Raw genomic sequence first — 23639 nt, forward strand, 5'->3', positions numbered from 1 at the left:
AGCCACTCAACGAAGACGGGAGTCACGATGAAGATCGCACTGGTGGGAGCCACGGGAAACGTCGCGGGGCGTGCCTTGGAGAAGCTCGTTCAGGCGGGGGCGCGGACGGTCGCGCTGGTCCGCCATCCGGAGAAGCTGCCGGAGTCCCTCCGCTCCCGGGTCCAGGTGGAGCAGGGGTCACTGGAGGATGGCGCCTTCGTTGCCCGTGCGACCCGCGCCGCCGACGCCTTGCTCTGGCTGACGCCGACGACCTTCGACGCCCGGGACTTCAGGGCCCACACCCTGGACCTGGCGCGGAACGCGGCGCGGGCCCTCCAGGAGAACACAATCCAGCGCGTGGTCTTCGTATCGAGCCACGGCGCGGACCGCTCAGGCCTGGGCCATGTCTCCTTCGCGGGCGAGGTGGAGCAGGTGCTGGAGGCGGCCGCGCCGCACACGGTGGTGCTCCGGTCCGCGGGCTTCATGGAGAACCTCTTCACGTCGGTGGAGGCGCTGAAGCATGGGCAGCTCTTCACCCTGCTCCCCCCTGACAAGAAGTACCCGCTGGTGGCCACGCGTGACGTCGGAGACGTGGCCGCCCGGTGGCTGCTGGACTCCACCTGGACTGGCCATCACGTCCGGGGCGTGCACGGCGCGGAGGACCTGAGCGCGCACGACCTGGCGGGCATCCTGGAGCGCGTGCTCGGAACGCCCATGCGGTGTCAGCAGGTTCCTCCCGAGGCCATCCGCGACGCCTTCCTGAAGCGCGGGATGAGTCCCTCCGTCGCTGACGCCTACGCCGGCATGTTCAAGGCCTTCGCCCAGAAGGACTACCGGCCCACGGAGCCGCGCACCCCGGAGACGACGACGCCCACGACGTTCGAGTCGTTCGTGCGCGAGCGCCTGGCGCCCCGGCTCCGGTGATGCGCGCTACTTCTTCGCGCCCCGGCCCTTGAACAGCTTCTGGCCCAGCGTGAAGAGCAGCACCAGCACGGCGCCGGCGCCCAGGCCCACCGCGGCGTTGAGCAGCATGGGGGCGAGCCCGCCCAGGATGCTGCCCACGCCCGGCACGGCCGCGGCCCAGGCGGTGAAGGACTCCTCCGCGTGGTGCAGGCCGGAGACGCCGTGCACGAGGATGCCGCCGCCCACCAGGAACATGGCCGCCGTCCCCGCCACGGACAGGAACTTCATCAGCAACGGCGCCGCGCGGAGGATGCCCGCGCCCAGGCCCTTCGCGAAGCCTCCGCCCTTGCGGCTGAGGTACAGCCCCGCGTCGTCCAGCTTCACGATGCCCGCCACGAGCCCGTACACGCCCACCGTCATGATGAGGGCAATGCCCACCATCACCGTGACGCGGGTGGCGAAGTCCGCCGTCGCCACGGTGCCCAGCGTGATGGCGATGATCTCCGCGGAGAGGATGAAGTCGGTGCGCACCGCGCCCTTGATCTTGTCCTTCTCCAGGGCCACCAGGTCCACGTTCGGGTTCGCCACCGCCTCGCGCAGCTCGGCCTGGTGCGCGCTGTCCTCGTCCTGGCTGTGCAGGAACTTGTGCGCGATCTTCTCGAAGCCCTCGAAGCAGAGGAAGGCGCCGCCCACCATCAGCAGCGGGGTCACCAGCCAGGGCGCCAGCGCGCTGATGGCCAGCGCCGCCGGCACCAGGATGGCCTTGTTGACCAGCGAGCCCTTCGCCACCGCCCACACCACCGGCAGCTCGCGGTCCGCGTTCACGCCCGTCACCTGCTGCGCGTTGAGCGCCAGGTCATCCCCGAGCACGCCCGCCGTCTTCTTCGCCGCCACCTTCGTCAGGATGGAGACGTCATCCAGGATGGTCGCGATGTCGTCGATGAGCGCAATCAGGCTGCTGCCTGCCATGGAAGTCTTCCGGGCTGGAGTGAGGGACCAATGCCTTTGTGGCCATCGCGGGATTAGCACAGCTGGAGGGGGCTGTGCTCCAGCGACCGGAGGTCATCCTCCCGGCGGCACGTCCAGCGGCAGCACCGTCGTGAAGGTGGCGCCTCCGCCCTCCGTGGGCTCATGGTGGATGCTCCCACCATGGGCCTCCGCGATGTGGCGGGCCATCCACAGGCCCAGGCCGAAGCCGCCGTGGTGATTGGCGGGGACGGCGCGCTCGAAGCGCTCGAAGACGCGCTCCTGGTCATCCGGCCCGATGCCGTCGCCATGGTCCCGGACCGCGACGCTCACCCGGCCCGCCGCGCGCGCCACGGCGACCTCCACGGGCTTGCCCATCCCGAACTTGAGCGCGTTGTCCACGAGGCTTGCGAGCAGCTGGCTCAGCCTGGCGCGGTCGTAGCTCCCCACCACCGGAAGGGGCGCCTCCAGGGTGAGGACACAGTCCGCGCGAAGGGCCTTCTCCTGCGCCTGCGCCACGACGTTGGCCGCGAGCTCCGCCAGGTCGACCGCTTCCCGTGACAGGTCCAGCGGCCCGGTGACGAACTCCGACACGTCCACCAGCTGCTCCACCAGCCGCGACAGGCGCTGGAGGTGCTTCTCCGTCGTCCGCGCCTTGACCCGTGTGGCTTCCGGCGTCACGTCCGCGGCCGGGACGTCCAGGCTCCGCACCAGGGACTGGATGTTGAGCGACAGGGCGCTCACGGGCGTGCGCAGCTCGTGGCTGACGAGCCGGAGGAACTCGTCCCGCGTCCGCACGGACTCGCGCAACGAATCCCTCTCCACCTCGTTGCGGACCACCTCCCGGCGCACGCGGGCCATGTCCAGCTGGGTGCGCACCCGCACCAGCAGCTCGCGCGCGGAGAAGGGCTTCACCAGGTAGTCATCCGCGCCGCTCTGCAGCCCCTCCACCGTGGCCTCGTCGCCCGCGCGCGCGGACAGCAGGATGATGGGGATGGCGCGCGTGCGTTCATCGGCGCGCAGCGCGCGCACCAGGCCAAAGCCATCCATCACCGGCATCATCACGTCGGAGAGGATGAGGTCCGGCGGACGGAGGCGCGCCTGCTCCAGCGCGTCCTGCCCGTTCCTGGCGGTCTCCACGTGCGGGAAGCCGGGCTTGAGCAACCCCGTGACGTAGGAGCGCAGGTCGGCGTTGTCGTCCACCAGGAGGATGCGGGAGTGCGCGAGCTCCGGGGAGACCTCCACCGCGGGGGCCTCCACGGCGGGCGGGGCGCCGGTGTCCGTGGCGGTGACGTCCGTGGACCAGCGGCGCGTCTCCTCGACGAAGGGCGCGGCACCCGACGGCACCGGGGTCTGCTGGGGGGACGTGCGCTCGACGCGCTCCGGGGGCAGGTGGGCCGTCCCTCGTGGCAGCCGCACGGTGAAGGTGGTGCCCTTTCCCAGCTGGCTCGTCACGCCGACGTTGCCCCCGTGCAGCTTCACCAGCTCCTGCACCAGCGCGAGGCCGATGCCCGTCCCCTCGTGGCTGCGGCCCTGGCTGACGCGGACGCGGTAGAAGCGCTCGAAGACGCGCGGGAGTTCTTCCTCGGGGATGCCCACCCCCGTGTCCTCGACGCGAAGGACGGCCTGCGCGTCCTCCCACCGCAGGCTCACGCGGATCTCCCCGTGGTAGGTGTACTTCACCGCGTTGGAGAGCAGGTTGAGGACAACCTTCTCCCACATCTCCGGGTCGACGTAGAGGGGCTCGGGCAGCGGAGGACAGTCCACCACCAGCCGCAGGCCCGCGCTCTCCACCGCGGACTGGAAGGCGCTCGCGAGGCTGGTGGTGAAGACAGACAGGTCCACGGGCGCGTAGCTGGCCTGGGCCCGTCCCGCCTCCATCCGGGAGAAGTCGAGCAGGGTGTTGACCAGCTTGTAGAGCCGCAAGGCATTGCGGCGCACGAGGTCGAGCGACTCTCCCTCCAGCGACTTCGTCGTCTTCGCCAGCGCGTCCTCGACGGGGCCGAGGATGAGCGTGAGCGGCGTGCGGAACTCGTGGCTGACATTGCTGAAGAACGCCGTCTTGGCCGCGTCCAGCCGGGCCAGCTCCTCGGCCCGCTGCTTCGCCTCTTCATAGGCGCGGGCGCTGGAGATGCCGGCGGCGAGCTGCCGCGCCAGCAGCTGCAGGAAGCCGCGGTACTCGTCATCCAGCGCGCGCAGGGGGCTCAGTCCGGCCACGAGCACCGCCGTGGTCTCCGCGTCCGCGCCCATGGGCACCGGGAGGATGAGCGCACGCGTCGTGGGCTCCGGCCAGGGCCCGCCAGGAAGGGGCCCGAAGCGCTGGGCGAGGTCCTCGACGAGGACCTCCTGCCGCGACTCCACGACGCTCGCGAGCGGCCAGGAGGAGGTCGCGTCCACCGCCAGCGTCAGGGGCGCGGCGGCCTCCCCTCGACCCAGGCCCGCGCAGCTGACCAGGCGCGCCTGCTCCGCCTTGACGACGTACAGCAGCGCGAAGGTCACGTCGTGCGCCGCCTGCGACAGGACCTCCTCCAGTGAGCGGAAGATGTCCTCGACCTTCTTGTCCAGGGCCATCCGGATGGACAGCTCCCGGAGGATTCCCAGCCGGCGGTCACCCACCACCTGCCGCGTCGTCTCGCTCGCGATGGCGAAGAGGCCGGCGATCTCCCCCGACTCGCCGATGGTCGGGTTGTAGGACCAGGTGAAGTAGGACTCCTCGCGCAGGCCGCCGGGGCGGCGCGCGAAGTTGACGTTCCCGTCCTCGATGTAGATGGGCTCGCCCGTGTCCTGGGCGCGTTTCATCAGCGGTCCCAGCTGCCCCCACTCCTCGACGAGCGCTTCGTTCCCGCGCGCGCCCAGCGTCTGGGGGTGCTTCGCCCCCAGGATGGGCCGGAACGGGTCGTTGTAGAGCATCCGCAGCTCGGGGCCCCAGAAGAGGATGATGGGGTAGGGCGAGCGCAGCATCGTGCTGACCGAGGTCCGCAGGGACTGGGGCCACTGCTCCAACGGGCCCAGCGAATTCGTGGACCAGTCATGGGCCCGCATCAGGGCGCCCATTTCGCCGCCGTGCTGGATGAAGGGCTCCTCCGAGCCCGCGCGGTGGCGTGCGTCCGGCGTCTCGGATTCGCTGGGGGCCGGCGCGTGCGGGCGGGTCGAGGAGCTCATCGAGAGCGTTCGTTATCACACGCACTCAGGGCCGTGCGGAGCGTGTGAAAGGAAGGTTGGCCCCTCGACGCACGTTCCGGAAGGCGGCCCTCCGGCCCCCGCCGCCCGGTGTGGTCGCTCGCACCCTCTCCGTCGGGTCGGGCGGACGTTCATCACGCGGGCGGCCCACCGCCCGAGGGCCTACGGGCGGGGTGTGCCCTGGCGCGCGGCGTCCACACTCCAGATGCCCGAGCCGCGCGCGGCGATGTAGAGGAACCCGAAGCAGTAGAGCGCCGCGAGCTCGCCCTGGTTCAGGATGGGGATGAGGTTGCCCCCGTTGGGGGCGACGTGCCCGAGGAAGAAGGCGAACGCCATCGTGCCGCTCGCGATGAACGCCGCGGGGCCCGCGAACAGCCCGAGCGCGATGAGCGCGCCGCCCACGAACTCGATGATTCCCGCGCCGTAGACGACAAAGGGGGGCGCCCCGGCGGGCACACCGCCGAACAAGCCGAAGAGCTTCTGCAGGCCGTGCTGCATGAACATCAATCCGGCCATGATCCGGAGCAGCGCGTAGATGCGTTCAGTGTGGGGCCGCAGGAATCCCATGACATCCTCCAAGCATGTGCCGGGGGATGGGGAGGTCCCGGCATCGGCCCGCGGACCATAACAGCGGGCCCGCGCCCATGCCGGACGCGGGCCCGGGGACCTCACTTGGAGGACTGGGTCATGTGCTCGTCCACGATGGTGAGCTTGTCCACCGCGCCCGTCATCCCGATGTGCGTGAAGTAGGAGTACGGGTAGGCACCGTCCGCGAGCTGCTCCACGAACTCGATCTCATCGCCCGTCACCTGGCTGCCGTCTTCCAGGGTCACCTGGAACGCGCCTTCCTGGAAGCGCAAACGCCAGATACAGGCACCCATGACGCCCGCACCCGTGTTCACGGCCATGCCCTCCTGGCCGAAGTAGAGGTCCGGGTGGCGCTCACGGTCCATGTACGCCCAGATCTGCAAGGAGGTCCAGTTCCACCAGCCGTGCGGAAGCATCCGGGCCACCTGCTCGCCCTGGTTGCGCACGGTGATGACGTAACCGGAGCCGCCCGGGCTTCCGGTGAACGTGGGCAGCACCCGCATGCCGCCCGGAACGCCCGGCTCCGGCGCCATCGCGATGGTGCTGATGACCTGATCCGCGTTCCGGCCGTAGTACGTCACGCCCTCGGTGCTCGCGCCGAACTCCACGATGGACTGCTGCCGCCAGCTTTCGGCGCGGCCCACGACCCCGGCGACGCCGTCCTGGCCCAGCTTGGCCAGGCCGGTGACCTCCAGGCCCTTGTCGGTGGACTTCAGCGTCGCGTTGCCCGTGGCACAGTGGGTGATGCCTTCGAAGCGCTGCACACAGTTCCTCGACGCCGCCATGAGCTCCTGTGACGTGGAGGCCGGCGCGGACTCCTGCGCGGGGTCCCCCTGGCAGCCCGCGAACACTCCCACCAGCGTGGCCGTCAGCATCCGGCCCATGAACATGCCTGCGCGCGTCATCGACATTCGTGTCTCCTTGGGGTGTGGACAGCGGGCGGCAGCCATCTGCAATGGACAGACCACGGCGCATGCCTTTGCAAGCCCTGGAATGACAATGATTGTCGTCGGGTGACTGTGACGGTTCAGGTTACAGGAATAATCGTTTTGTGGCTTTTCCGGTTATTTCTGCCGCAGCCCGTCATGGCGGGAGGCTTCGAGCTGTGCTCGCGCCGCGTCAATGGTTTCGAGCAGGGCGATGCTGTGCGCGAGCGGATGCAGGGGCGACTCGGTGCGCCCTTCGGCGACGTGACGTGCGGACGCCGCGGCCTGCCAGGCGAGGCCCTCGCTGCCGTGGAGGCCGGACGGGTCGGTCCAGCGCAGCCGCTGGTCCGACCTGGCGGCCTTCAACGTGAAGCCGCCGGGCGTGAAGAAGCGCGAGTCGATTTCGAGGCGCGCGTGCGTGCCCGCGATGACGGCCTCCTGGGGCGTCTCCGCGAAGAGGGTGGTGTGCAGCAGCGCCTGCGCACCCTGGGGATAGGTGAGGACGAGGGCCGCCTGTCCATCCACTCCTGTCTGGGTGAAGGAGCCCGTGGCGTGCACATGCGGGGGCGGGCCGAGCACGAGGTGCGCGAGCCAGATGGGATAGATGCCGATATCGAGCAGCGCGCCACCGCCGAGCGCGGGGTTGAAGATGCGGCCTTCGGGGTCGAAGTCGAAGCGGCCCCCGAAGTCCGCCATGACGAGCTGGAGGTCTCCGAGCACGCCTTCATGCAGCAGCCGTTCGATGAGCAGCGTCTGGGGGAGGAAGCGCGACCACAGGGCCTCCATGGCGAAGACGCCCGCGGCGCGAGCGGCCCGGGCGATGTCACGGGCCTCGCCAGCGTTGAGCGCGAGCGGCTTCTCCACGAGGACGTGCTTGCCTGCGGCGATGGCGAGCAGGGCCTGGCGCTTGTGCTCACTGTGGGGAGACGCCACGTAGACGATGTCGACGTGCGGGTCGGCGACGAGCTGCTCGTAGGACTCGTGGACGCGCGCGACGCCGTATTGCGCGGCGAAGCGGTGGGCGCGCTCGGGGGCGCGCGAGGCGACCGCGTGGACGCGCTGGTCGGTGTGCCGGTGCAGGGCCCAGACGAAGCCCCCCGCGATGCGGCCGGGCGCGAGCACGCCCCAGCGCAGCGTGGGACCTCCGCGCAAGGGGATGGCTTCGACGGAGGGGAGGGTGGTCGGGAAGGCGCTCACGGCCCTGAATCTAGCCTCCGGGGCCGTGGCACGGGCTCACATGCGCCAGAAGCGGCGCACCTGGGCGTCGGTGCGTTCCTGTTCGGCGAAGCGGACGAGGAGGGGCTCGGACATGGCTTCAGGCACGCGCAGCTGGGCGAGCATCGCGCGGACCTCGAACTTGCGCGTGAGGCCGAGCAGGGCCTCGCGCTCGGGCAGGGTGAGGCCGGGGTGCCAGCAGTCCGCGATGAGCACCACGCGGCGCTCGGTGCCCCGGTTCCAGGTCTCGTGCTCGAAGGAGTCGTGGAAGGTGAGCACGCGGCCCGGCTGCCAGTGCCGGGCTTCCGAGCCCACGCGGATGCCGCAGCCCTCCGGCACCTTGAGCCCCAGGTGCAGCCGCATCCGGAAGCCGTCCCACGAGCAGTGCGGCGTCAGCGTGGTGCCGGGCGCGTGCGAGGAGAAGAGCACGTCCGCCAGCGGGAAGCCGGTGCACTCGCCGTCCAGCGACCGCACCGCGGCGGCCGTCTCCTCCATGGCGAGCTGGGGCCAGAAGAGGCGGTCGGTGCGCTCGCCGCCGAAGTAGATGGGGTGCACGGACCAGCGGCCCGTGCCGACGATGCCGGAGTCGTAGTGCAGCAGGTCCGCGTTCTCCAACCGCTCCAGGTCGCGCGTCACGGCGGCCAGGCAGCCCTCCAGCGCCTGCGCGGCCGGGGGCGGCGGGTCGCGCCACGGGTGCTCATCCAGGCCGGGGAACGGAGGGAAGATGGTGGGGGACTGCTCGGGCCGCGCAGGGGGCGTGGGCACCTGGCCCGCGAGCATGCGCAGGTAGTGCTTCAGCCGGTCCAGCTCCGGGCCCGCGCCCAGGACCGTGTCGAAGTAGCCGCCCTGCCGGGCCAGGTCGACGATGCGTTCGCGCACCTGCGTGGTGATTTCCTGGGGCGACGTCTGGGCGGCCATGGTGCGGTGCCTCCGGTGGGGAGGCGCAAGCCATAGCGCGCCGGCGTTCACAGCGTCCAGGGCAGGCCCGGTGCCTTCAGGGATGGAGTAGGGTGCGCGTTCGATGTCGCTCCCCCTCGTCCACATCTACTGCGACGGCGCCTGTTCGCCGAACCCCGGCCTGGGAGGCTGGGGGGCCATCCTCATCGCTCCCGAGCGCAAGGACTACCGCAAGGAGCTCCAGGGCTCGGAGGCGGACTCCACCAACAACCGGATGGAGTTGACCGCGGCGCTCGTCGCGCTGAAGGCCCTGAAGATGCCGTGCCGCGTCCAGGTGTTCACCGATTCGAAGTACGTGTGCAACGCCTTCGCGGAGAAGTGGCTGGACGCGTGGCAGGGCAATGGCTGGCGCACGTCAGCCAAGAAGCCCGTGTCCAACGCGGACCTGTGGCGCGAGCTGCTGGACGCCGTCCGCGCCCATCAGGTGACCTGGCACTGGGTTCGGGGCCACTCGGATGACGTGGAGAACAACCGCGCGGATGCGCTGGCCGTGGCGGCCCGGCTCGAACTGGCGGCCCGGCTGGGACGGTAGGGGTCACGGAGCCGGGTTGCCGGCAGGCCGGCTGTTCGAGGCCGTGGGATGCGTCGGGCGCCAGCTCAGCATCATCCGCAGATAGGGCGCGGGCTTCGTCGAGGGGGAGAAGGTGGAGGAGATCCGCTTCCGGTCCTCGTCGAGGAGGGCGTAGTCATTCATGAAGTCGACGCCCACGGATGAGCTCAGCCACAGGTTGTCCGTGCCCATGCGGACATTCATGGTGGGGCCAAAACGCAGCGACGTCTCACGCGCGAAAAAGGCACCCTCCAGCGGGCTGTTGCCCGGTGGCTGGATGCGGAAGACCTGGAGGTCGAATGCGCCCGTGAAGCCCCATTCGAAGCCATTGCCCACCTTCATGAGCATCGAGGCCCGGGGAAATCCCACCTCCAGGATGTAGGGCTCCTTGCGGTAGGCGAAGCCCACCAGGGGGAAGATGGGGACGATGGCGAACGGATATTGCGAAGCCAGGCCCAGGGTCAGCGTCATCCTCGGGTCTCCGCCAATGAAGTAGTTCGCCATGACGAAGGCCGACCAGGACGCGTCCGTCCCGAGGTTGAAGTCCTTGGTGAAGTCCGTGCTCGCGCTTCCCGAGGCTCCGGCCATCAGCAGCCACCGGGGGGCCACCGGGCGCACGAGCGTGAGGCCCAGCTGGAAGTTCTGGAACTTGCCGCCCAGCTTTCCCTCCGGAGCGGTGAGCAGCCGGCCCCGGCGCTGCATTTCAATCCACTGGCCCCCGAACCCCAGCAGCGGAACGAGTCGCGTCTGGCCCAGGGTGAAGGAGGGCAGCAAGGGGCGCACCTCGAGCTGGAGGTGCCCCTCCAGCTTATCGCCCTGCGAGCCAATCTCCGTGCCGCGTGTGAAGGTGAAGCCCACGTAGCCGCGGTCCTCCGACGTCTGCGCGCTCGTGGTGCCAGCGGACAGCAGGGCGGCGGTGAAGAGAAGAAGGCGGGTCCCCTCACTCCGGGCACGGGAGGGCGCCTTGCGGACGGGGGACAACAGGGTGGTGGCGTGGGTGAGGTTCATGGTCCGGCGCGGCCTCCTCGGAATGGGCTGCACTGCGATTGAAGGGATGCAGACAATGCGGTGGGGCCGGCCCTCACCCTCCGCGGCTGAAGCGATTTCACGCGCGTGTCACGGCTTGCGCGCGGTGCGACGGCCTTCTTGACGGTGTTTCACCAGGGGCTTCCGGGGACTGGAGGCCGGGAGGGGAGACTTCCTCGCCGGGCGGCCCTCGCCTCCGCGCGCGGGCTCCTGTTTGGGAGGCGTCCCCTGCGGCAACAGCATGAGCATGTAGAGCATCATGAACATGGCGACTCCTGTGAACCACCCATGGAGGCAGGTGTTACTAAGCTCCTGCTCAATAATTTGACGAGCGAAGGAGATGTGGGGCCTGGGGCGTCATGCGGAGGGCTTCAGCGGCGGGTGGCCGGCTCGGCCGGGCGTTGGGCTCCGTGCATCAGCAACTCGAGGAGCCTCCGGACGAAGAGGGGCGCCGTGGGATGCTTGAACGGAGTGGTGGGGGTGCGGAAGATCTGCCCCACGACGTAGTCCTTGAGGCCGCCCAGGAAGGCGTAGGTGAACACCTCGGGGTCCACGGCCCGGAGGCGACCCAGGTCCACCTCACCCTGGAGATAGGCCACGAGGAAGTCGAAGTAGGGGTCTCGTGGATGCGAGGTGCTCGCGGAGCCGCCGGACGCGGCGGGGGCGCTCGGGTTGCTCAGCGCGAGCATGGACAGGGGGATCATCACCCGGAGGGTGCCCACGAGCGCGACCCCCGCGTCCTGGAGGTTTTCGACCACGGAGCCCACGCCAATGCGTGCCTTGAGCTCGGCGACCTCCGGGGGCGGGATGAGGTCCACGTCGAGCGCCGCGCGGAACAGCCCTTCCTTGGTCTTGAACCGGCGGAAGATGATGCCCTCGGACACGCGCGCCCGCTCGGCCACCATCGCGGAGGTGGCACGCACGCCATGCGCCAGGAAGATCTCCCGCGCGGCGTCGAGGATGTCTTCGTCGCGAATGGAGACGGGGCGGGCCATGGAGTTATCGAGTTTTTACTCAAATACTTGTTAGTACGCGGCCTCCCCGGGTGTCAAGTTCAGGGGGGCGCGCCTCCCGGGCCGTTTCTCCACGCCGGAGAGACGACCGGTAGGATGACGCTCCATGGACATCCTCCTGATGTGTCTTGCCCTGGCGGTCCCCCCATTGGTTTCGAGCCCGGTGGACTCCGGAGTGACTGCCGCGTCGGGGGCGGTCGAGGTCCGGTCGCTTTCGCTGCTGGGTGTCGACGTGAATCGCGGCCTCGTGGGCCTCAAGGTCGTGACGACCGCGAAGGCATACGACGAACTGGATGGTTCGAGCGTTGGAACCGAACGCATCACGCCCGCGCGTTGTCAGTACGCTGGCATGAACAAGACGCCGTTCGATGGCGTGATGCTCGCCCTCCTGCGCGCCGGAGCGGACGACGAATCGTGGGAAGTCTATGAGCCCACGCACCATGCCTCGGGGTGTACGGCCCCTGCCGTCTCCAAGGCGCGACTCGCCGAGGCCAAGGCGGCGTTCGCCAAAGCGAACATGCCCATGGACAAGGAGGTCCCGTTCACGGCAACGCCGGACGCCAAGGGGCGGATGTCCCTGAAGCTCGGCGACCGCACGGTCGTTCTTCAGGCGGTCGAAAAGGACGAGGCGTGCGACGCCGAGGCGCAGCCTGAGAAGGTCAAGGCGTCGCACTGCGACGAAGCGAACGATCGAATCCTCATCGTGACCGTCCTGGCCGACGGCAAGCCTGTCCATGAGAGCTGGGGCACCTACACAGCCTCCTATGCAGGCCATGCCAGCTTGAAGGTGATGGGCGCTTTCGTGAGTGGCACGAAGGTGCTCCTGCTCCAGCGGTTCACGGTGGGAAGCGGCATGAAGGGCCCCAGCGAGGCATCCACCACGCTCAGTGTCTCGCCTGTTCTCGACTTCGCCCCATGAAGCACCGGGTCGTTGTGTTCGCGCTCGCGGCATCCGCGCGTTTGCTCTGACGCTGTTCTTCGGCGAGCCGTTTGACGACTTCGCGGAACGGCAGGGATTGCGACCGCGGCAGGCCTCTCACGGAGCCGGGACGAACGGCTCCACCCCGGCCGGCCCTTTCGTGACTCGCGCCTCGTCGCCGGCGGTGAGTCCCCGCAGGGGTGTATCCCGGCCCGCGACGATGAAGGGCGCCCAGTAGTAGGGATGGGGCCGGTGCTGACGGAGTGCGCGCATGGCCTCTCGCAGCGCCTCGCCCCGTCCCCGTCCCGCCAGCAGGTGGCGATAGTAGAGCTCCATCAGCGCGCTCGTCGTCTCATCCTCCACCTTCCACGGGCTCGTCACGACCGTCTCCGCGCCCGCCACCAGGAAGGCCCGGCGCAGCCCGTACACGCCCTGCCCGAGCGGGACGTCTCCTCGGCCCGTGTCGCATGCGGACAGGACGACCAGCTGGGTGCCCCACAGGTCCAGCCCCGCCAGCTCCAGCGCCGTCACCAGCGCGTTGCCAGGGCCGGGGCGCGCCGGGTCGCGCGTTCCGGCGAAGACGAGGCCGGAGCGCAGCAGGGGATCCAAGGCGCCGGGGGGCCGATGAATCATGCAGGGGCCGCCGCGCTTCAGAGCAGCTTGGCCATGATCTCCTGCTCGCGCTGCTCGAGCTTGATGGAGTCGAGCGTCCATCCGATGAGCGCGTCTGCGGCCGACACGTCGAAACCGAAGGCGCTGGCGGCATCCTTCACGGCCGCGCGCTCCTCGTTCGCGATCTCGCCGTCGGCGCACGCCACCTCGACGAGCATGCGCAGCAGGGAGACCCGCAGCTCGCGGACCTCGATCTTGCGGACGATGTCCGTGAGGTTGCCGGGCTGCTTGAACTCCTTTTCGATGACCGCGGCGACCTGTTCATCCCGGGGCGACAGCCCCAGCCCCCGCACCACGTCATCGAGCTGCTGGCGCTCGTCTTCGGTGACGCGGCCATCGCTCGCCGCCACGTTGGCCATGGCCTGGACGAACGCCAGGAGCTGCTCCTCGGGATACTCGCGCGTCGTCATCTCGTCTCCAGGGTGGGACAGGGCTGCTGGGGGACCCAGGTTAATGGGCGCCAGCGCGGAGCGAAAACGGATTTCGTCCCTGGGCCGGGAGCCCCGGGGCGCAGCGGACTGCCTGGCTGCTCCATGCGACGCTGCGCGGTGCGGCACTGTCCCGCCACGGAGACCGACGATGAGCAGCCAATACGACCTGCTGGCGAAGCTGAGCGAGGCCACGGCCGCGGCGCCCTACCGCAAGTACTTCGAGGAGTTCACCTTCTTCAATGCGCTGGGCGACGTCGCGGGCAGGACGGTGTTGGACGTCGCGTGTGGCACCGGGCTCTACAGCCGGCGACTGAAGCGGCGCGGCGCGAGCCGGGTCCTCGGGGTCGACGCCTCCCAGGGGATGATTGACTACGCGTGCCACCTGGAGCGCGAGTCCCCGCTGGGCATCGAATACGTCGTCCAGGATGCGGCCCACGCGGAAGCCCTGGGCCTCTTCGACGTGGTGGTGGCGACGTACCTGCTGCACTACGCGCCCACGCGACAGGACCTGGGGGCGATGTGCGCCATGCTCCGGCGCTCGCTCGCGCCGGGAAACCGGCTGGTGTCCATCTGCATGAACCCCGACGTCCAGCTCGCGGACCCCGGCTACTACCGGCCCTACGGCTTCGAGGTCCACTCGCGCGGCCAGGAGGGCGACGAGGCGCGGCTGTCCGGCATCCTCCCCGACCTGCCCTTCACGCTCGTCGCGTACCACTGGTCGCGTCCCACCTATGAGGCCGCGCTCCGGGACGCGGGCTTCCGGGACATCACCTGGCGAAGGCCGGAGGTCTCCCCCGAGGGGCTCTCCGCCATGGGCGCCAGCTACTGGGACGCCTACCTGCGCCAGCCTCACGCCGCCGTGTTCACCTGCGTGGCGGCGTAGCTCCGCGCGGGGAGGTCGAACCCGGCGCGGACTCCGGAACGCGATGCAGCAATGACAATGCATTGGGGAGGGCCGCGCCTTCCGCCGTGTTGTCGAAGATGCACCACACCCGGCGGCCGGCCTGCTCGTGGCCGGAGATCTCCACGGCCAGGTCCTCCAGGAACGCGGGAGGGTATTCGGAGTAATACATCCTCGGCGAGCCGTGCAGCCGGTAGTAGACGACCTCCGCGTCGGGTGGCGGGGGCGCGCTCACCGCGGGCGGATCCGCTCGCACGTAGCGGATGCGTGCGGCGTCCAGCACCTGCCGCGCCTCGTCCGTGAACCAGGTCCGATGCCTGGGTTCGCACACGACGTCCACCGGGGTCCGCTCCCGCAGGGACTGGAAGAACGCGCGGGCCGTTTCGTGTTCGTGCTGGAGGCTGGGGGGCAGCTGCACCAACAGGCATCCCAGCTTTGCTTCCAGGTGGCCCGCCTCTCCCAGGAAGCGCTCGAGCGGCTCGCGCGCGTCGCGCAATCGCAGCTCATGGGTGATGACCTTGGGGACCTTCACCGCGAAGCGGAAGGTCTCCGGAGCGCTGTCACGCCAGCGGGCGTAGGTGCCGGGCCGGTGCGGCCGGTAGAAGGAGGAGTTGATCTCCACCGCGGGAAGGACGCGCGCATAGCGCTCCAGGTGGGTCCCCGTCGTGGGGAAGGATTCACCCACCGCGCTCGACAGGCTCCAGCCGGCACAGCCGACCCGGCAGCGCTCGTGGGAAGGGCTCGAAGGTCCGTGGCGCACCGGGGGAACCTACGCACGGGCGGGCACGACGGCATGCCGGCCCGGGCCCGGGTCTCGCGTCGCGAAGCCGGAGCTCGGGCTGCGGCTCGGGCATGCCTTCCATGTGGTCTGGTGTCAGCCCTGCGCGGCATCCGAAGGCACGGCGCAGCCGCTGTCGTCGCAGCCCGCGGCGGGAAGCACCTGGGTTGTAGGCCGCTGCGCAGCGGACGCCTGGCCCGTATGGGCCTCGAGCAGCAGGGTCTGCAGCTCGGCGCCCAGCTGCAGGTCGTCGTGAACCCCGAAGAGCTGCCGGCGAAGACGTCCCTGTGCGTCGATGAGGACCGTCGTTGGCGTTCCCTGCATGGCGTACGCCCTCATGGTCCGTGGGATGGGGTCTCCGCCTTCGCCGGGTGCGTCCACGCCCACAGGGAATCTCACCCGGTATTCGTGGAGGAACGCCCGAAGGGACTCGAGCTTCATGGCCTCGTGGTGCTCGAAGACCGTGTGCAGCCCGACCACGACGAGCGGCGCACCCGCGAAGACTTCCGCGACGCGCTGTGCCTGTGGAATGCCTCGGGCGACGCATCCCGGGCAGAGCATCTGGAAGGCGTGGAGGAGGATGACCTTGCCGCGGAGTCGCTCGAGCGTGAGCGTCTCCGGGGTGTTGAGCCAGTCGGTCGTCGTCCGCCACGCCGGTGCGGGGCGCGGCGTCATCAGAAGTCCCCGTCCTTGACGTAGGGGTGGGCCCAGAGCGTCACCTGCAACAGGCACGACTTGACCCACGCCGCATACATCTTCTCGACGTCCTCCGCGGAGTGGTCCTGCTCGGCCAGGAAGGGGCGCAGGGTGAAGGTGACCGGGAAGATGAGCGCGAACAGGTTCCGGAACGGCACGAGGTCCGTGGAGGGGGTTCCGTCTGTCTTGTTCTTCTTCACGCGATGGTGGCGCAGGCCGATCTCGTGCTGGTAGTCGAGCCAGGCCTGGTCGTACCGGGCATTTGACGTGTCGAGAATCCACTGGCCGAAGCGCTTGCGGACGGGGGCGAGGTAGTCGCCCAGGGGCTTACCGTCTGTCTTTCCACTGAACGAGGCGAGCAGATGCGGTTGACTTCCAACAAACCCATGCCAGACGTCGAGGATGGCCTCCACGCGCCCCTTCACGATGTCGTGTGACATGCGGAGGTACTTCACGTCCTCTTCGCCGAACAGGACGCTGGCCTTCATCTGTTCGAAGTCGGTGAGGGACACCGGAGAACGCGAAACGGACGACGTGCCAAGGGTATAGCCGGGGATATTGCTCATCTCTTCTTCTCCTTCGTGGAGCAAAGCTCCGCTGTCGCCGTCGGCCGGAATGGCCGCGGAATTCGTGTTCGCTCGTATGTGAGACGGATTGGCGTCAGCCGCGACGCATGAACTGCTCCCAGACCGCTCGTCGTGCCGGCTCAGCCGCGAGCTCATGCTCCGGGCAGTCGATGCGCAGTTGCTCACTGGAGAGCGGCGCGTCCACGAAGGCACAGTGATGCGGTGATGTGCCTGGGCGCACGTTCGGCCGGAAGTGCGTGCAGGTAACACACATGCCAGTGATTGGAACGAGCCCCTGTTCCTGAAGCATCCGGATCATCTTGACGATGCCGGCGAAGAACGCGCGCTGCTCCTCCGGGGAGAGGTCCGCGACCGCGTCCGCCATGAACTCGGGCCACGACCGCGCACGGGCACCGAGTGCGGCGCCCTCCGTCGTCGGTGTCAGGAGGCTGGCGCGTGGGTGCCTCGGGTCCGCGGAGCGGGTCACGAGCGCCTTTTCGACGAGGACGCGGACGGAGTCGCTGATGGTGGGAAGCGTCACGCCGAGGCGTTCGCTCAACTCCTTGCCGGTGAGGGGCCCGTCCGCGACCAGCGCGGCGAGGATCTGCCCCTGCGTGGCGGACAGGCCCGCTCCATTCGCCTGCTGCCACGACTGCTGCTTCATCGCGAGCCCGATCTTGTGCAGCCCGGTCGCGATGCGCGCGGAGATCGGCTCGCTGTTCTCGTCGAAGTACGCCGGTAGCTTCCCAGTCATGCCCTTGATGTAAGTTAGGACTCCTAACTTGTCAAGACGACCCATTGATCCGCACCCCGCGCCATCTCCGGAATCGATGGGAATCATCTCCAGTTTGCGGATTGTGATGGCGTCGCGGGCAGGCGAGGGTGTCCCCATTCCACGGAAGGGCACTCCACATGGCGACCGCGACCGCATCCCCTGGCAAGACGCTGCTCAACCCCGGCGACCACACGCTGATCCTCATCGACTTCCAGCCGCAGATGGCTTTCGCGACCCACTCCATCCACGCGAACCAGCTGCGCACGCACGTCTCGCTCATCTCCGGCGCGGCGCGGGTGTTCAACGTGTCCACCATCCTCACGACCGTCGCGGAGAAGTCCTTCTCCGGCCCGATGTTCACGGAGATCAAGGAAGCGTTTCCGGAGTCCGAGTTCATCGACCGGACCTCGATGAACACCTGGGAGGATCCGCGCATCGCCGAGCGCGTCAACGCCATCGGGAAGTCGCGCATCGTCCTGGCGGGCCTATGGACGTCGGTGTGCATCGTCGGTCCCGCGCTGTCGGCGTTGGATCAGGGCTTCGAGGTCTACGTCATCGCCGATGCGTGCGGTGACGTCTCCACGGAGGCCCATGAGCGCGCGATGGCCCGGATGATTCAGGCCGGCGTCCGTCCCATGACCTCGCTCCAGTACCTGCTCGAGCTGCAGCGTGATTGGGCCCGGAGCAAGACGTATGACGCCGTCGTGAACCTCGCGAAGGAGTCGGGCGGCGCCTATGGGCTCGGCCTGCTCTACGCGAAGACCATGTTCGGTGGGGGCGAAGGCGGTCACTGACTCCCAGTGTCTTCCGCGTCGGGTCGATGCTCATGAAAATCTATCTGGTGTCCATCGCCGCGGGGACGCTGATTGGCTTCCTCTACGGTCTGCTCGGAGTCCGCTCTCCGGCGCCGCCGCTCGTCGCGCTGACGGGCCTGCTGGGAATCCTGCTCGGGGAGCAGCTGGTGCCCGTCGGCCGCCGGCTGCTCCGCCGTGAACCGCTCACCGCGGCGTGGTTCGCCGAGGAGTGCGTTCCGAAGGTCACGGGAGTGCCCCCCGCGTCTACAGTGGGCGCTCCGCCAACCCGCCCTCAACCCTGAAGGGACACGCTCCATGGCCCCTGACCTCATCCTGCACCACGGCCGGTTCACCACGCTGCACCCTGGCGCTTCCGAGGCCGAAGCCGTCGCCATCACGGACGGGCGGTTCTCCGCGGTGGGCGCCGCGCGCGACATCCTCCCGACGCGGGGCCCGGCCACCCGGATCATCGACGTGGGGGACCGGCGCGTCGTGCCCGGCCTCATCGACAGCCACACCCACGTCATCCGGGGTGGGCTCAACTACAACCTGGAGCTGCGCTGGGATGGGGTCCGGTCGCTCGCGGATGCGATGCGCATGCTGCGTCAGCAGGTGGCCGTCACCCCCGCGCCGCAGTGGGTGCGGGTGGTGGGGGGCTTCACCGAGTTCCAGTTCGTCGAGCGGCGCCTGCCGACACTGGAGGAACTGAACGCCGTCGCGCCGGAGACGCCGGTCTTCATCCTCCACCTCTATGACCGGGCGCTGCTCAACGGGGCGGCGCTCCGCGCGTGCGGATACACCCGCGACACACCGAACCCGCCGGGCGGCGAAATCCAGCGCGACCGGCACGGCAATCCCACCGGACTCCTGCTCGCGAAGCCCAACGCGCAGCTGCTCTACGCGACCCTGGCGAAGGGCCCGAAGCTGCCCCAGGAGTATCAGGAGAACTCCACCCGCCACTTCATGCGCGAGCTGAACCGCCTGGGCATCACCGGCGTCATCGACGCGGGCGGCGGCTTCCAGAACTACCCTGACGACTACGCCGTCGTGCGGAAGCTCGCGGACGCGGGCGAGCTCACGTTGCGCATCGCCTACAACCTGTTCACCCAGAACAAGGGCGCCGAGGCCGCGGACTTCCGCGCGTGGACCCGGATGGTCCAGCCGGGGCAGGGGAACGACCACTTCCGCCACAATGGCGCGGGGGAGATGCTGGTGTTCTCCGCCGCGGACTTCGAGGACTTCCGCGAACCGCGTCCGGACCTTCCGGCGGACATGGAAGGACAGCTGGAGGAGGTGGTCCGGGTGCTGGTGGAGAACCGCTGGCCGTGGCGTCTGCACGCGACGTACGACGAGAGCATCTCGCGCGCCCTGGATGTCTTTGAACGGGTCCACCGCGACATGCCCTTCCAGGGGCTGCACTGGTTCTTCGACCACGCGGAGACCATCTCCGAGCGGAACATCGACCGCATCGCGGCGCTCGGCGGCGGCATCGCGGTGCAGCACCGGATGGCCTACCAGGGCGAGTACTTCGTGGAGCGCTATGGCGCGGTGGCCGCGAGCCGGACTCCGCCCGTGGCCCGCATGCTCGCCGCGGGTGTTCCGGTGGGGGCCGGCACGGATGCCACGCGGGTCGCGTCCTACAACCCATGGGTCTCGTTGTCGTGGCTGGTCACCGGCAAGACCGTCGCGGGGACTCCGCTGTACGGCGAGCGCGCGCTGCTCGACCGGGAGACGGCGCTGCGGCTCTGGACCGAGCGCAACACCTGGTTCTCATCCGAGACGGGCAAGAAGGGGCAGCTCGCCGTGGGGCAGCTCGCGGACCTGGCCGTGCTCTCGGCGGACTACTTCCGCGTCGCGGCCGACGACATCGCCGGCCTGGAGTCCGTGCTCACCATTGTTGGCGGAAAGGTGGTGCATGGCTCCGGAGGTTTCGCGGAGTTCGCGCCGCCGCTGCCCCCGGCGATGCCGGACTGGTCTCCGGTCCGGACCTTTGGCGGCGCGGTGCAGGCCACGGCGCACGCCCGGGGTGGGCACGACGCGGCGCCAGTCCATGCCGCGCCGCACGCGTGTGGCGTGCATGCCCACGGCACGGCGGCCTGGCGGCGGCCGGTGCCCGTCGCGGAGGAGCCGGCGTTCTGGGGGCTCCTGGGCTGCTCCTGCTGGGCGTTCTGAGCGGCCCTCCCCATGCCATGTCGTTTCAATAGGGAACTCTTCCGCCTCGTCCCCGGGCTGCTGATCCTGTCGGTGTCGGCCCACGCCGAGGACGTGCCAGAGCCGCGCGAGGCGCCCCGGTACGCGGGGATCCGCTATCTCGAGGACTGGGCGGATCCGCTGCGGCGGCCCGGGGATGATCCCTTCGACCGCGTGAAGTACGTCCCGCTCGCGGAGCAGGTCTATCTCTCGTTCGGAGGCCAGCATCGGCTCCGCTACGAGCTGACCGAGGGACGGGAGGGGCCGCTCCCCGAAAGCGTCCTGCTCTCGCGCAACCTGTTGCACGTCGACGCCCACGCGGGACCGCTGCGGGCCTTTGTCCAGCTGGGGGCGCACTTCGCGCTCGGGGCTCCGTCCCGGGACGCGCCGCCCGGAAGCGACCTGTTCGACGTGCAGCAGGCCTTCGTCGAGTGGCGCGCCAGGGCCCGGGAGGTCCGCTTCGTCGCCCGCGTGGGACGCCAGGAGATGGCGCTGGGGTCGACGCGGTGGGTGAGCACGCGGGATGGGACCAATGTCCGGCAGGCGTTCGACCTTGCCCGCCTCTCGGCCACCGGCGACGGCTGGAACGTCGAGGGCTTTGGCGGCGTGGTGCCCCAGCTGGAGCGGGGCGTGCTCGATGATGCGCCCTCCTGGCGGAGCCGGTTCTGGGGCGTCTACGCGACCGTGGACGTCCTGCCGCGAAAGCAGTTCTCGTTCGATGCCTTCTATCTCGGGCGCGACCGGCCTTCGGTGACCTACGGCGAGGTGGAGGGGCGCGAAGTGCGCCACATGGTGGGCGTGCGGGCGTTCGGCGAGACCGGGAGCGGCTTCGAGTACATCGGGCATGCGCTCATCCAGGCGGGCACCGTGGGCGGTGACCGGGTCCTGGCCTGGGGATTGGCGGGAGGCCTGTGGCAGCGGCTGCCCTTCGCGCCCCTGCGGGTGGGCGTGCGGGGTGATGCGCTGAGCGGTGACCGCAGCGCCGGCGACGGCCGGGTTTCCACCTTCCATGCCTGGTTCCCGAACCAGACCTTCTTCAGCGCGCTGCCGTTGATCTACCCCTCGAACCTCTACGAAGTGCATCCGCTCGTTCAGTGGGAGCGCGATGCCGTCTCACTGGAGGCGGGTTCGGTCTTCTTCTTCCGGCAGTCGGTCCACGACGCCGTCTACACGCCGCCGGGGGAGGTGCTCGTGCCGCCCTCTGCGTCGACGGCGCGATACACCGGCGCGCAGCTCTCGCTGTCGCTCGGCTATCGCGTTACACGCCACGTCCAGTTCAACGCCGAGTACTCGCATGTCTTCGCCGGGCCCGCGCTGCGGGCGGTCACTGGCGGAGACGTGGACTTCTTCGGAACATGGACGACCTTCACCTACTGACCCACGGTCCCAGCTCGATGCCTCCCAGTCCTTCGTCCCAGTCCGTTTGGGTTCCCGCCGCGCTCGCGTTCGTCGCGGGCTACGCGGACGCCGTCACCTTCGTTGGCGCGGGAGGAATCTTCTGCGCGCATGTCACCGGCAACTTCGTCGTGCTCGCGGCGGACCTTGCCCGGAACGCCAAGGCCGATGAATGGCTCAAGCTGTCGACCTTTCCCATCTTCGTCCTGTCCGTCTTCCTGGCCACGCACCTGCATGTCCGGGTGGAGCGCTCCGCGCGAATGCTGCTGCTCCTCCAGGCGGTGGCCTTCGGTCTGGCGGCCGGCGTGCCCCTGCTGGTGAAGGGGCCCGCGGCGCACCAGCTCGTCGTGGTCTTCGCGGTCATCGCCATGGGCATCCAGAACGCGATGCACCGGGTATCGCCCTCGCTGGGGCCGATGACGACGGTGATGACCGGCAATGTCACGCAGTGGTTCGTCGAGAAGGTGCTCCCCGCAGCCCCCGAGAACGCGGTCAAACACCGCTCCCTGGGCTTCATCATCCTGGCGTTCGCGCTGGGGTGCCTGGGTGGGGCGTTCGGCGTCCAGCACCTGGGGTTCGCGGCGTTCCTCGCGCCCCTGGGACTCGCGCTGTGGGTGCGCAGCCGGGTGTGACAGGCCCTGCCATGCCAGACACCGAACGAACCGACAGCGCGAGGCTGGAGGCCTTCAGCGATGGCGTCTTCGCCGTCGTCATCACGCTGTTGGCGCTCGACCTGAAGCCGGAGCTCACCGACTCCGCCCGGGACTCCCACGCGCTGCTCTGGCAGCTCGCCGCCAGGTGGCCGACCTGGCTCGCGTTCGTGACGAGCTTCAGCACGGTCCTCATCATGTGGATCGACCACCACGGCCTGCTCAAGTTCGTGCGCCGCGTGGACACGCCGGTGCTCTTCGCGAACGGGCTCCTGATGCTGCTGACCACGCTGGTGCCGTTCACGACGGCGCTGCTGTCGGCGCACCTGACGGAGCCGTCGGGCTCCATGGCCGGGGCCCTCTATTCGGGCCTGTTCGTCCTCATCAACGGGGCCTTCAACCTGCTCTGGCACCTGCTGCGGCGGCAGGCGCTCCCGGGAGCGCTGGAACAGCGGCTCACGTGGCACTACCGCCTCGGGTTTCCGGTGTACCTGGTGGCGACCCTCGTCGCGCTCTGGCGCCTGCCCCTCAGCCTCGTGCTGTGCGCGGGCATGTGGGCCTTGTGGAGCGCCAACATGCGGCCGGTGCACGACGGTGCGTGAGGGGGACCGGCCTACCGCTGGCGGCGTGCCTCGCGTGCGCACAGCAGGGTGAGCTGCTCCAGCAGCCAGCGATGCGCGGGGCCGAACTCGGTGTCGCTCCGGTAGATGGCCACGAGGTTGAGCTCGCGCGCATGGTTGCCCCAGGCCGCGGGCCGGAGCGCCACCAGCGTGCCCGCGCGCAGGTCCTCGCGGATCAGGTGCTCCGGCAGGTTGCCCCACCCGAGCCCCGCGCGAAGCATCTCGTGCTTGGTGTAGAGGTCGCCCACGCGCCAGACGCGCGGCGACAGCCCGACCTGATCGCTGACGCCGTCGTCGGTGCATTCGGAGAGCACGATCTGGATCGCGTCGGCGAAGTGCCGGGTCGCGATGCGTCCCTGGATGGCGGCGAGCGGGTGGTCCGGGCCCGCGACGGGGAGCATCCGGATGGGGGACAGGGCCTGCGCTTCGAGCCCTCGCGCCATCCCCTCCGGGCTCACCACGCCCAGGGTGGCCCGTCCGTCCAGCACGCGCGCGGAGACGGCGGACCTGACCTGCGTGTCGATGCGCAGATCGACCGCGGGAAACTCCTGGGTGAAGGCACCGCAGAGGTCGATGAGCGCCTTCAGGGGGAAGAACGCGTCCACGCACAGCGACACGGACGCTTCGAGCCCCATCGTCAGCCCGGTGGTGAGCCGCCGCAGGCCGTCCACTTCGGCGAGCACCCGCCGCGTCGACGCGAGCACCGCCTGGCCCTCGTTGGTCAGGCGGGCCACCTTCGTCGTGCGGTCCCAGAGCGTGACGCCCAACTGCGCTTCCAGGTTCGCCATCGACGTGCTGATGGCGGACTGCACCCGGCGCAGCTTGCGCGCCGCCGCGGAGAAGCTCCCTTCCTCCACGACGGAAACGAAGGCACGAAGCTGGTCGAGCGTGATGGGGTCGAACACGCTCGTGCCATCTCATGAATCGGTGGGCGGAGGCAAAGGCGCCC

General features: G+C 69.4%; 24 protein-coding genes and 1 pseudogene. 10 read left to right on the top strand and 15 right to left on the bottom strand.

The genetic code is table 11. From position 1 onward, the window contains the following. Nucleotides 1-27: 27 nt before the first annotated feature. Nucleotides 28-903, top strand: coding sequence for an NmrA family NAD(P)-binding protein (locus tag D7X32_RS01030; RefSeq protein WP_120600603.1), 876 nt, complete (start codon nt 28-30; stop codon nt 901-903). A gap of 6 nt (nt 904-909) precedes the next feature. Here the strand turns inward: D7X32_RS01030 and D7X32_RS01035 are convergent, their stop codons facing one another. The 6 genes from D7X32_RS01035 to D7X32_RS01060 form a co-directional block, all read right to left on the bottom strand. Next, nucleotides 910-1851, bottom strand: a complete 942-nt coding sequence (locus D7X32_RS01035) for a DUF808 domain-containing protein (RefSeq protein ID WP_120600604.1) — start codon at nt 1849-1851, stop codon at nt 910-912. A 93-nt stretch (nt 1852-1944) separates the two neighbouring features. Beyond that, nucleotides 1945-5010, bottom strand: coding sequence for a hybrid sensor histidine kinase/response regulator (locus tag D7X32_RS01040; RefSeq protein WP_120600605.1), 3066 nt, complete (start codon nt 5008-5010; stop codon nt 1945-1947). A gap of 180 nt (nt 5011-5190) precedes the next feature. Continuing rightward, the gene (locus tag D7X32_RS01045; RefSeq protein ID WP_120600606.1) at nt 5191-5595 is read right to left on the bottom strand and encodes a DoxX family protein; all 405 of its coding nucleotides are present in this window, start codon (nt 5593-5595) and stop codon (nt 5191-5193) included. 101 nt (nt 5596-5696) lie between these two features. Continuing rightward, nucleotides 5697-6527 (bottom strand): hypothetical protein, encoded by an 831-nt coding sequence (locus tag D7X32_RS01050; RefSeq protein ID WP_147449962.1) that lies wholly within the window; start codon nt 6525-6527, stop codon nt 5697-5699. A 153-nt stretch (nt 6528-6680) separates the two neighbouring features. Continuing rightward, a complete protein-coding gene (locus tag D7X32_RS01055; RefSeq protein ID WP_167506422.1) occupies nt 6681-7739 on the bottom strand; it encodes a Gfo/Idh/MocA family protein in 1059 nt (352 codons plus the stop codon). Between the two features lie 36 nt (nt 7740-7775). Next, nucleotides 7776-8675, bottom strand: a complete 900-nt coding sequence (locus D7X32_RS01060) for an aspartyl/asparaginyl beta-hydroxylase domain-containing protein (protein WP_120600608.1) — start codon at nt 8673-8675, stop codon at nt 7776-7778. A 103-nt stretch (nt 8676-8778) separates the two neighbouring features. Between D7X32_RS01060 and rnhA the strand changes: the two genes are divergently transcribed. Further along, nucleotides 8779-9246 carry a ribonuclease HI gene (gene rnhA, locus D7X32_RS01065; protein WP_120600609.1) on the top strand — a complete coding sequence of 156 codons (468 nt, stop codon included), beginning with the start codon at nt 8779-8781 and terminating at the stop codon, nt 9244-9246. 3 nt (nt 9247-9249) lie between these two features. On the opposite strand, the gene D7X32_RS01070 is transcribed toward rnhA, so the two are convergent. Then, nucleotides 9250-10272 (bottom strand): hypothetical protein, encoded by a 1023-nt coding sequence (locus D7X32_RS01070; RefSeq protein ID WP_120600610.1) that lies wholly within the window; start codon nt 10270-10272, stop codon nt 9250-9252. A 389-nt stretch (nt 10273-10661) separates the two neighbouring features. Next, nucleotides 10662-11285 (bottom strand): TetR/AcrR family transcriptional regulator, encoded by a 624-nt coding sequence (locus tag D7X32_RS01075; protein WP_120600611.1) that lies wholly within the window; start codon nt 11283-11285, stop codon nt 10662-10664. 124 nt (nt 11286-11409) lie between these two features. On the opposite strand from D7X32_RS01075, the gene D7X32_RS01080 reads away from it, so the two are divergent. Further along, nucleotides 11410-12222: a hypothetical protein gene (locus tag D7X32_RS01080; protein WP_147449963.1), complete on the top strand. Its 813-nt coding sequence runs from the start codon at nt 11410-11412 to the stop codon at nt 12220-12222. Nucleotides 12223-12339: 117 nt separating this feature from the next. On the opposite strand, the pseudogene D7X32_RS01085 reads toward D7X32_RS01080, so the two are convergent. Together D7X32_RS01085 and D7X32_RS01090 are read right to left on the bottom strand one after the other, a co-directional pair. Next, nucleotides 12340-12840 (bottom strand): annotated as a pseudogene (locus D7X32_RS01085) (CHAT domain-containing protein); the annotation flags it as partial. Between the two features lie 32 nt (nt 12841-12872). Further along, nucleotides 12873-13304, bottom strand: a complete 432-nt coding sequence (locus D7X32_RS01090) for a tellurite resistance TerB family protein (RefSeq protein WP_120600613.1) — start codon at nt 13302-13304, stop codon at nt 12873-12875. Between the two features lie 169 nt (nt 13305-13473). Here D7X32_RS01090 and D7X32_RS01095 point away from each other — a divergent pair, with 169 nt between their 5' ends. Then, entirely contained in the window at nt 13474-14208 is a 735-nt protein-coding gene (locus tag D7X32_RS01095; protein ID WP_158625568.1) for a class I SAM-dependent methyltransferase, read from the top strand. On the opposite strand, the gene D7X32_RS01100 is transcribed toward D7X32_RS01095, so the two are convergent. The 4 genes from D7X32_RS01100 to D7X32_RS01115 all read right to left on the bottom strand — a co-directional run bounded on the left by D7X32_RS01100 (nt 14189) and on the right by D7X32_RS01115 (nt 17065). After that, the gene (locus D7X32_RS01100) at nt 14189-14986 is read right to left on the bottom strand and encodes a DUF72 domain-containing protein (RefSeq protein ID WP_120600615.1); all 798 of its coding nucleotides are present in this window, start codon (nt 14984-14986) and stop codon (nt 14189-14191) included. The genes D7X32_RS01095 and D7X32_RS01100 overlap by 20 nt on opposite strands. A 114-nt stretch (nt 14987-15100) precedes the next feature. Further along, nucleotides 15101-15679 (bottom strand): redoxin domain-containing protein, encoded by a 579-nt coding sequence (locus D7X32_RS01105; RefSeq protein WP_120600616.1) that lies wholly within the window; start codon nt 15677-15679, stop codon nt 15101-15103. Further along, nucleotides 15679-16266, bottom strand: a complete 588-nt coding sequence (locus D7X32_RS01110) for a protoglobin domain-containing protein (protein ID WP_120600617.1) — start codon at nt 16264-16266, stop codon at nt 15679-15681. Before D7X32_RS01110 ends, D7X32_RS01105 begins: the two co-directional genes overlap by 1 nt. Nucleotides 16267-16360: 94 nt before the next feature. Then, nucleotides 16361-17065 (bottom strand): MarR family winged helix-turn-helix transcriptional regulator, encoded by a 705-nt coding sequence (locus D7X32_RS01115; RefSeq protein WP_244238792.1) that lies wholly within the window; start codon nt 17063-17065, stop codon nt 16361-16363. Nucleotides 17066-17178: 113 nt separating this feature from the next. Between D7X32_RS01115 and D7X32_RS01120 the strand changes: the two genes are divergently transcribed. The 6 genes from D7X32_RS01120 to D7X32_RS01145 are packed head-to-tail and all read left to right on the top strand — an operon-like array spanning nt 17179 to nt 22672. Continuing rightward, nucleotides 17179-17835 carry a hydrolase gene (locus D7X32_RS01120; protein WP_120600619.1) on the top strand — a complete coding sequence of 219 codons (657 nt, stop codon included), beginning with the start codon at nt 17179-17181 and terminating at the stop codon, nt 17833-17835. A 32-nt stretch (nt 17836-17867) separates the two neighbouring features. After that, nucleotides 17868-18137 carry a DUF1427 family protein gene (locus tag D7X32_RS01125; RefSeq protein ID WP_120600669.1) on the top strand — a complete coding sequence of 90 codons (270 nt, stop codon included), beginning with the start codon at nt 17868-17870 and terminating at the stop codon, nt 18135-18137. A 13-nt stretch (nt 18138-18150) separates the two neighbouring features. Continuing rightward, the gene (locus tag D7X32_RS01130) at nt 18151-20007 is read left to right on the top strand and encodes an amidohydrolase (protein WP_120600620.1); all 1857 of its coding nucleotides are present in this window, start codon (nt 18151-18153) and stop codon (nt 20005-20007) included. A gap of 12 nt (nt 20008-20019) precedes the next feature. Next, nucleotides 20020-21402 (top strand): alginate export family protein, encoded by a 1383-nt coding sequence (locus tag D7X32_RS01135; protein WP_120600621.1) that lies wholly within the window; start codon nt 20020-20022, stop codon nt 21400-21402. Between the two features lie 17 nt (nt 21403-21419). Then, nucleotides 21420-22052: a YoaK family protein gene (locus D7X32_RS01140; RefSeq protein ID WP_158625569.1), complete on the top strand. Its 633-nt coding sequence runs from the start codon at nt 21420-21422 to the stop codon at nt 22050-22052. Nucleotides 22053-22063: 11 nt separating this feature from the next. After that, the gene (locus D7X32_RS01145; RefSeq protein WP_120600623.1) at nt 22064-22672 is read left to right on the top strand and encodes a TMEM175 family protein; all 609 of its coding nucleotides are present in this window, start codon (nt 22064-22066) and stop codon (nt 22670-22672) included. Between the two features lie 11 nt (nt 22673-22683). On the opposite strand, the gene D7X32_RS01150 is transcribed toward D7X32_RS01145, so the two are convergent. Continuing rightward, on the bottom strand, nt 22684-23595 hold the full coding sequence (locus tag D7X32_RS01150) for a LysR family transcriptional regulator (protein WP_120600624.1): 912 nt from the start codon (nt 23593-23595) through the stop codon (nt 22684-22686). Between the last annotated feature and the right edge of the window lie 44 nt (nt 23596-23639).

Origin of the sequence: Corallococcus carmarthensis, from assembly GCF_003611695.1 — a bacterium.
GTDB classification, from domain to species: Bacteria; Myxococcota; Myxococcia; order Myxococcales; family Myxococcaceae; genus Corallococcus; species Corallococcus carmarthensis.

Bases quoted from the DNA above. Each gene is read 5' to 3' on its own strand.
- D7X32_RS01045 (WP_120600606.1), bottom strand. From the start codon at position 5,595: ATGGGATTCCTGCGGCCCCACACTGAACGCATCTACGCGCTGCTCCGG.
- D7X32_RS01060 (WP_120600608.1), bottom strand. From the start codon at position 8,675: ATGGCCGCCCAGACGTCGCCCCAGGAAATCACCACGCAGGTGCGCGAA.
- D7X32_RS01050 (WP_147449962.1), bottom strand. From the start codon at position 6,527: ATGTCGATGACGCGCGCAGGCATGTTCATGGGCCGGATGCTGACGGCC.
- D7X32_RS01115 (WP_244238792.1), bottom strand. From the start codon at position 17,065: ATGGGTCGTCTTGACAAGTTAGGAGTCCTAACTTACATCAAGGGCATG.
- D7X32_RS01130 (WP_120600620.1), top strand. From the start codon at position 18,151: ATGGCCCCTGACCTCATCCTGCACCACGGCCGGTTCACCACGCTGCAC.
- D7X32_RS01145 (WP_120600623.1), top strand. From the start codon at position 22,064: ATGCCAGACACCGAACGAACCGACAGCGCGAGGCTGGAGGCCTTCAGC.
- D7X32_RS01090 (WP_120600613.1), bottom strand. From the start codon at position 13,304: ATGACGACGCGCGAGTATCCCGAGGAGCAGCTCCTGGCGTTCGTCCAG.
- D7X32_RS01140 (WP_158625569.1), top strand. From the start codon at position 21,420: ATGCCTCCCAGTCCTTCGTCCCAGTCCGTTTGGGTTCCCGCCGCGCTC.
- D7X32_RS01035 (WP_120600604.1), bottom strand. From the start codon at position 1,851: ATGGCAGGCAGCAGCCTGATTGCGCTCATCGACGACATCGCGACCATC.
- D7X32_RS01080 (WP_147449963.1), top strand. From the start codon at position 11,410: ATGGACATCCTCCTGATGTGTCTTGCCCTGGCGGTCCCCCCATTGGTT.
- D7X32_RS01095 (WP_158625568.1), top strand. From the start codon at position 13,474: ATGAGCAGCCAATACGACCTGCTGGCGAAGCTGAGCGAGGCCACGGCC.
- D7X32_RS01075 (WP_120600611.1), bottom strand. From the start codon at position 11,285: ATGGCCCGCCCCGTCTCCATTCGCGACGAAGACATCCTCGACGCCGCG.
- D7X32_RS01110 (WP_120600617.1), bottom strand. From the start codon at position 16,266: ATGAGCAATATCCCCGGCTATACCCTTGGCACGTCGTCCGTTTCGCGT.
- D7X32_RS01125 (WP_120600669.1), top strand. From the start codon at position 17,868: ATGAAAATCTATCTGGTGTCCATCGCCGCGGGGACGCTGATTGGCTTC.
- D7X32_RS01120 (WP_120600619.1), top strand. From the start codon at position 17,179: ATGGCGACCGCGACCGCATCCCCTGGCAAGACGCTGCTCAACCCCGGC.
- D7X32_RS01040 (WP_120600605.1), bottom strand. From the start codon at position 5,010: ATGAGCTCCTCGACCCGCCCGCACGCGCCGGCCCCCAGCGAATCCGAG.
- D7X32_RS01135 (WP_120600621.1), top strand. From the start codon at position 20,020: ATGCCATGTCGTTTCAATAGGGAACTCTTCCGCCTCGTCCCCGGGCTG.
- D7X32_RS01105 (WP_120600616.1), bottom strand. From the start codon at position 15,679: ATGACGCCGCGCCCCGCACCGGCGTGGCGGACGACGACCGACTGGCTC.
- D7X32_RS01070 (WP_120600610.1), bottom strand. From the start codon at position 10,272: ATGAACCTCACCCACGCCACCACCCTGTTGTCCCCCGTCCGCAAGGCG.
- rnhA (WP_120600609.1), top strand. From the start codon at position 8,779: ATGTCGCTCCCCCTCGTCCACATCTACTGCGACGGCGCCTGTTCGCCG.
- D7X32_RS01030 (WP_120600603.1), top strand. From the start codon at position 28: ATGAAGATCGCACTGGTGGGAGCCACGGGAAACGTCGCGGGGCGTGCC.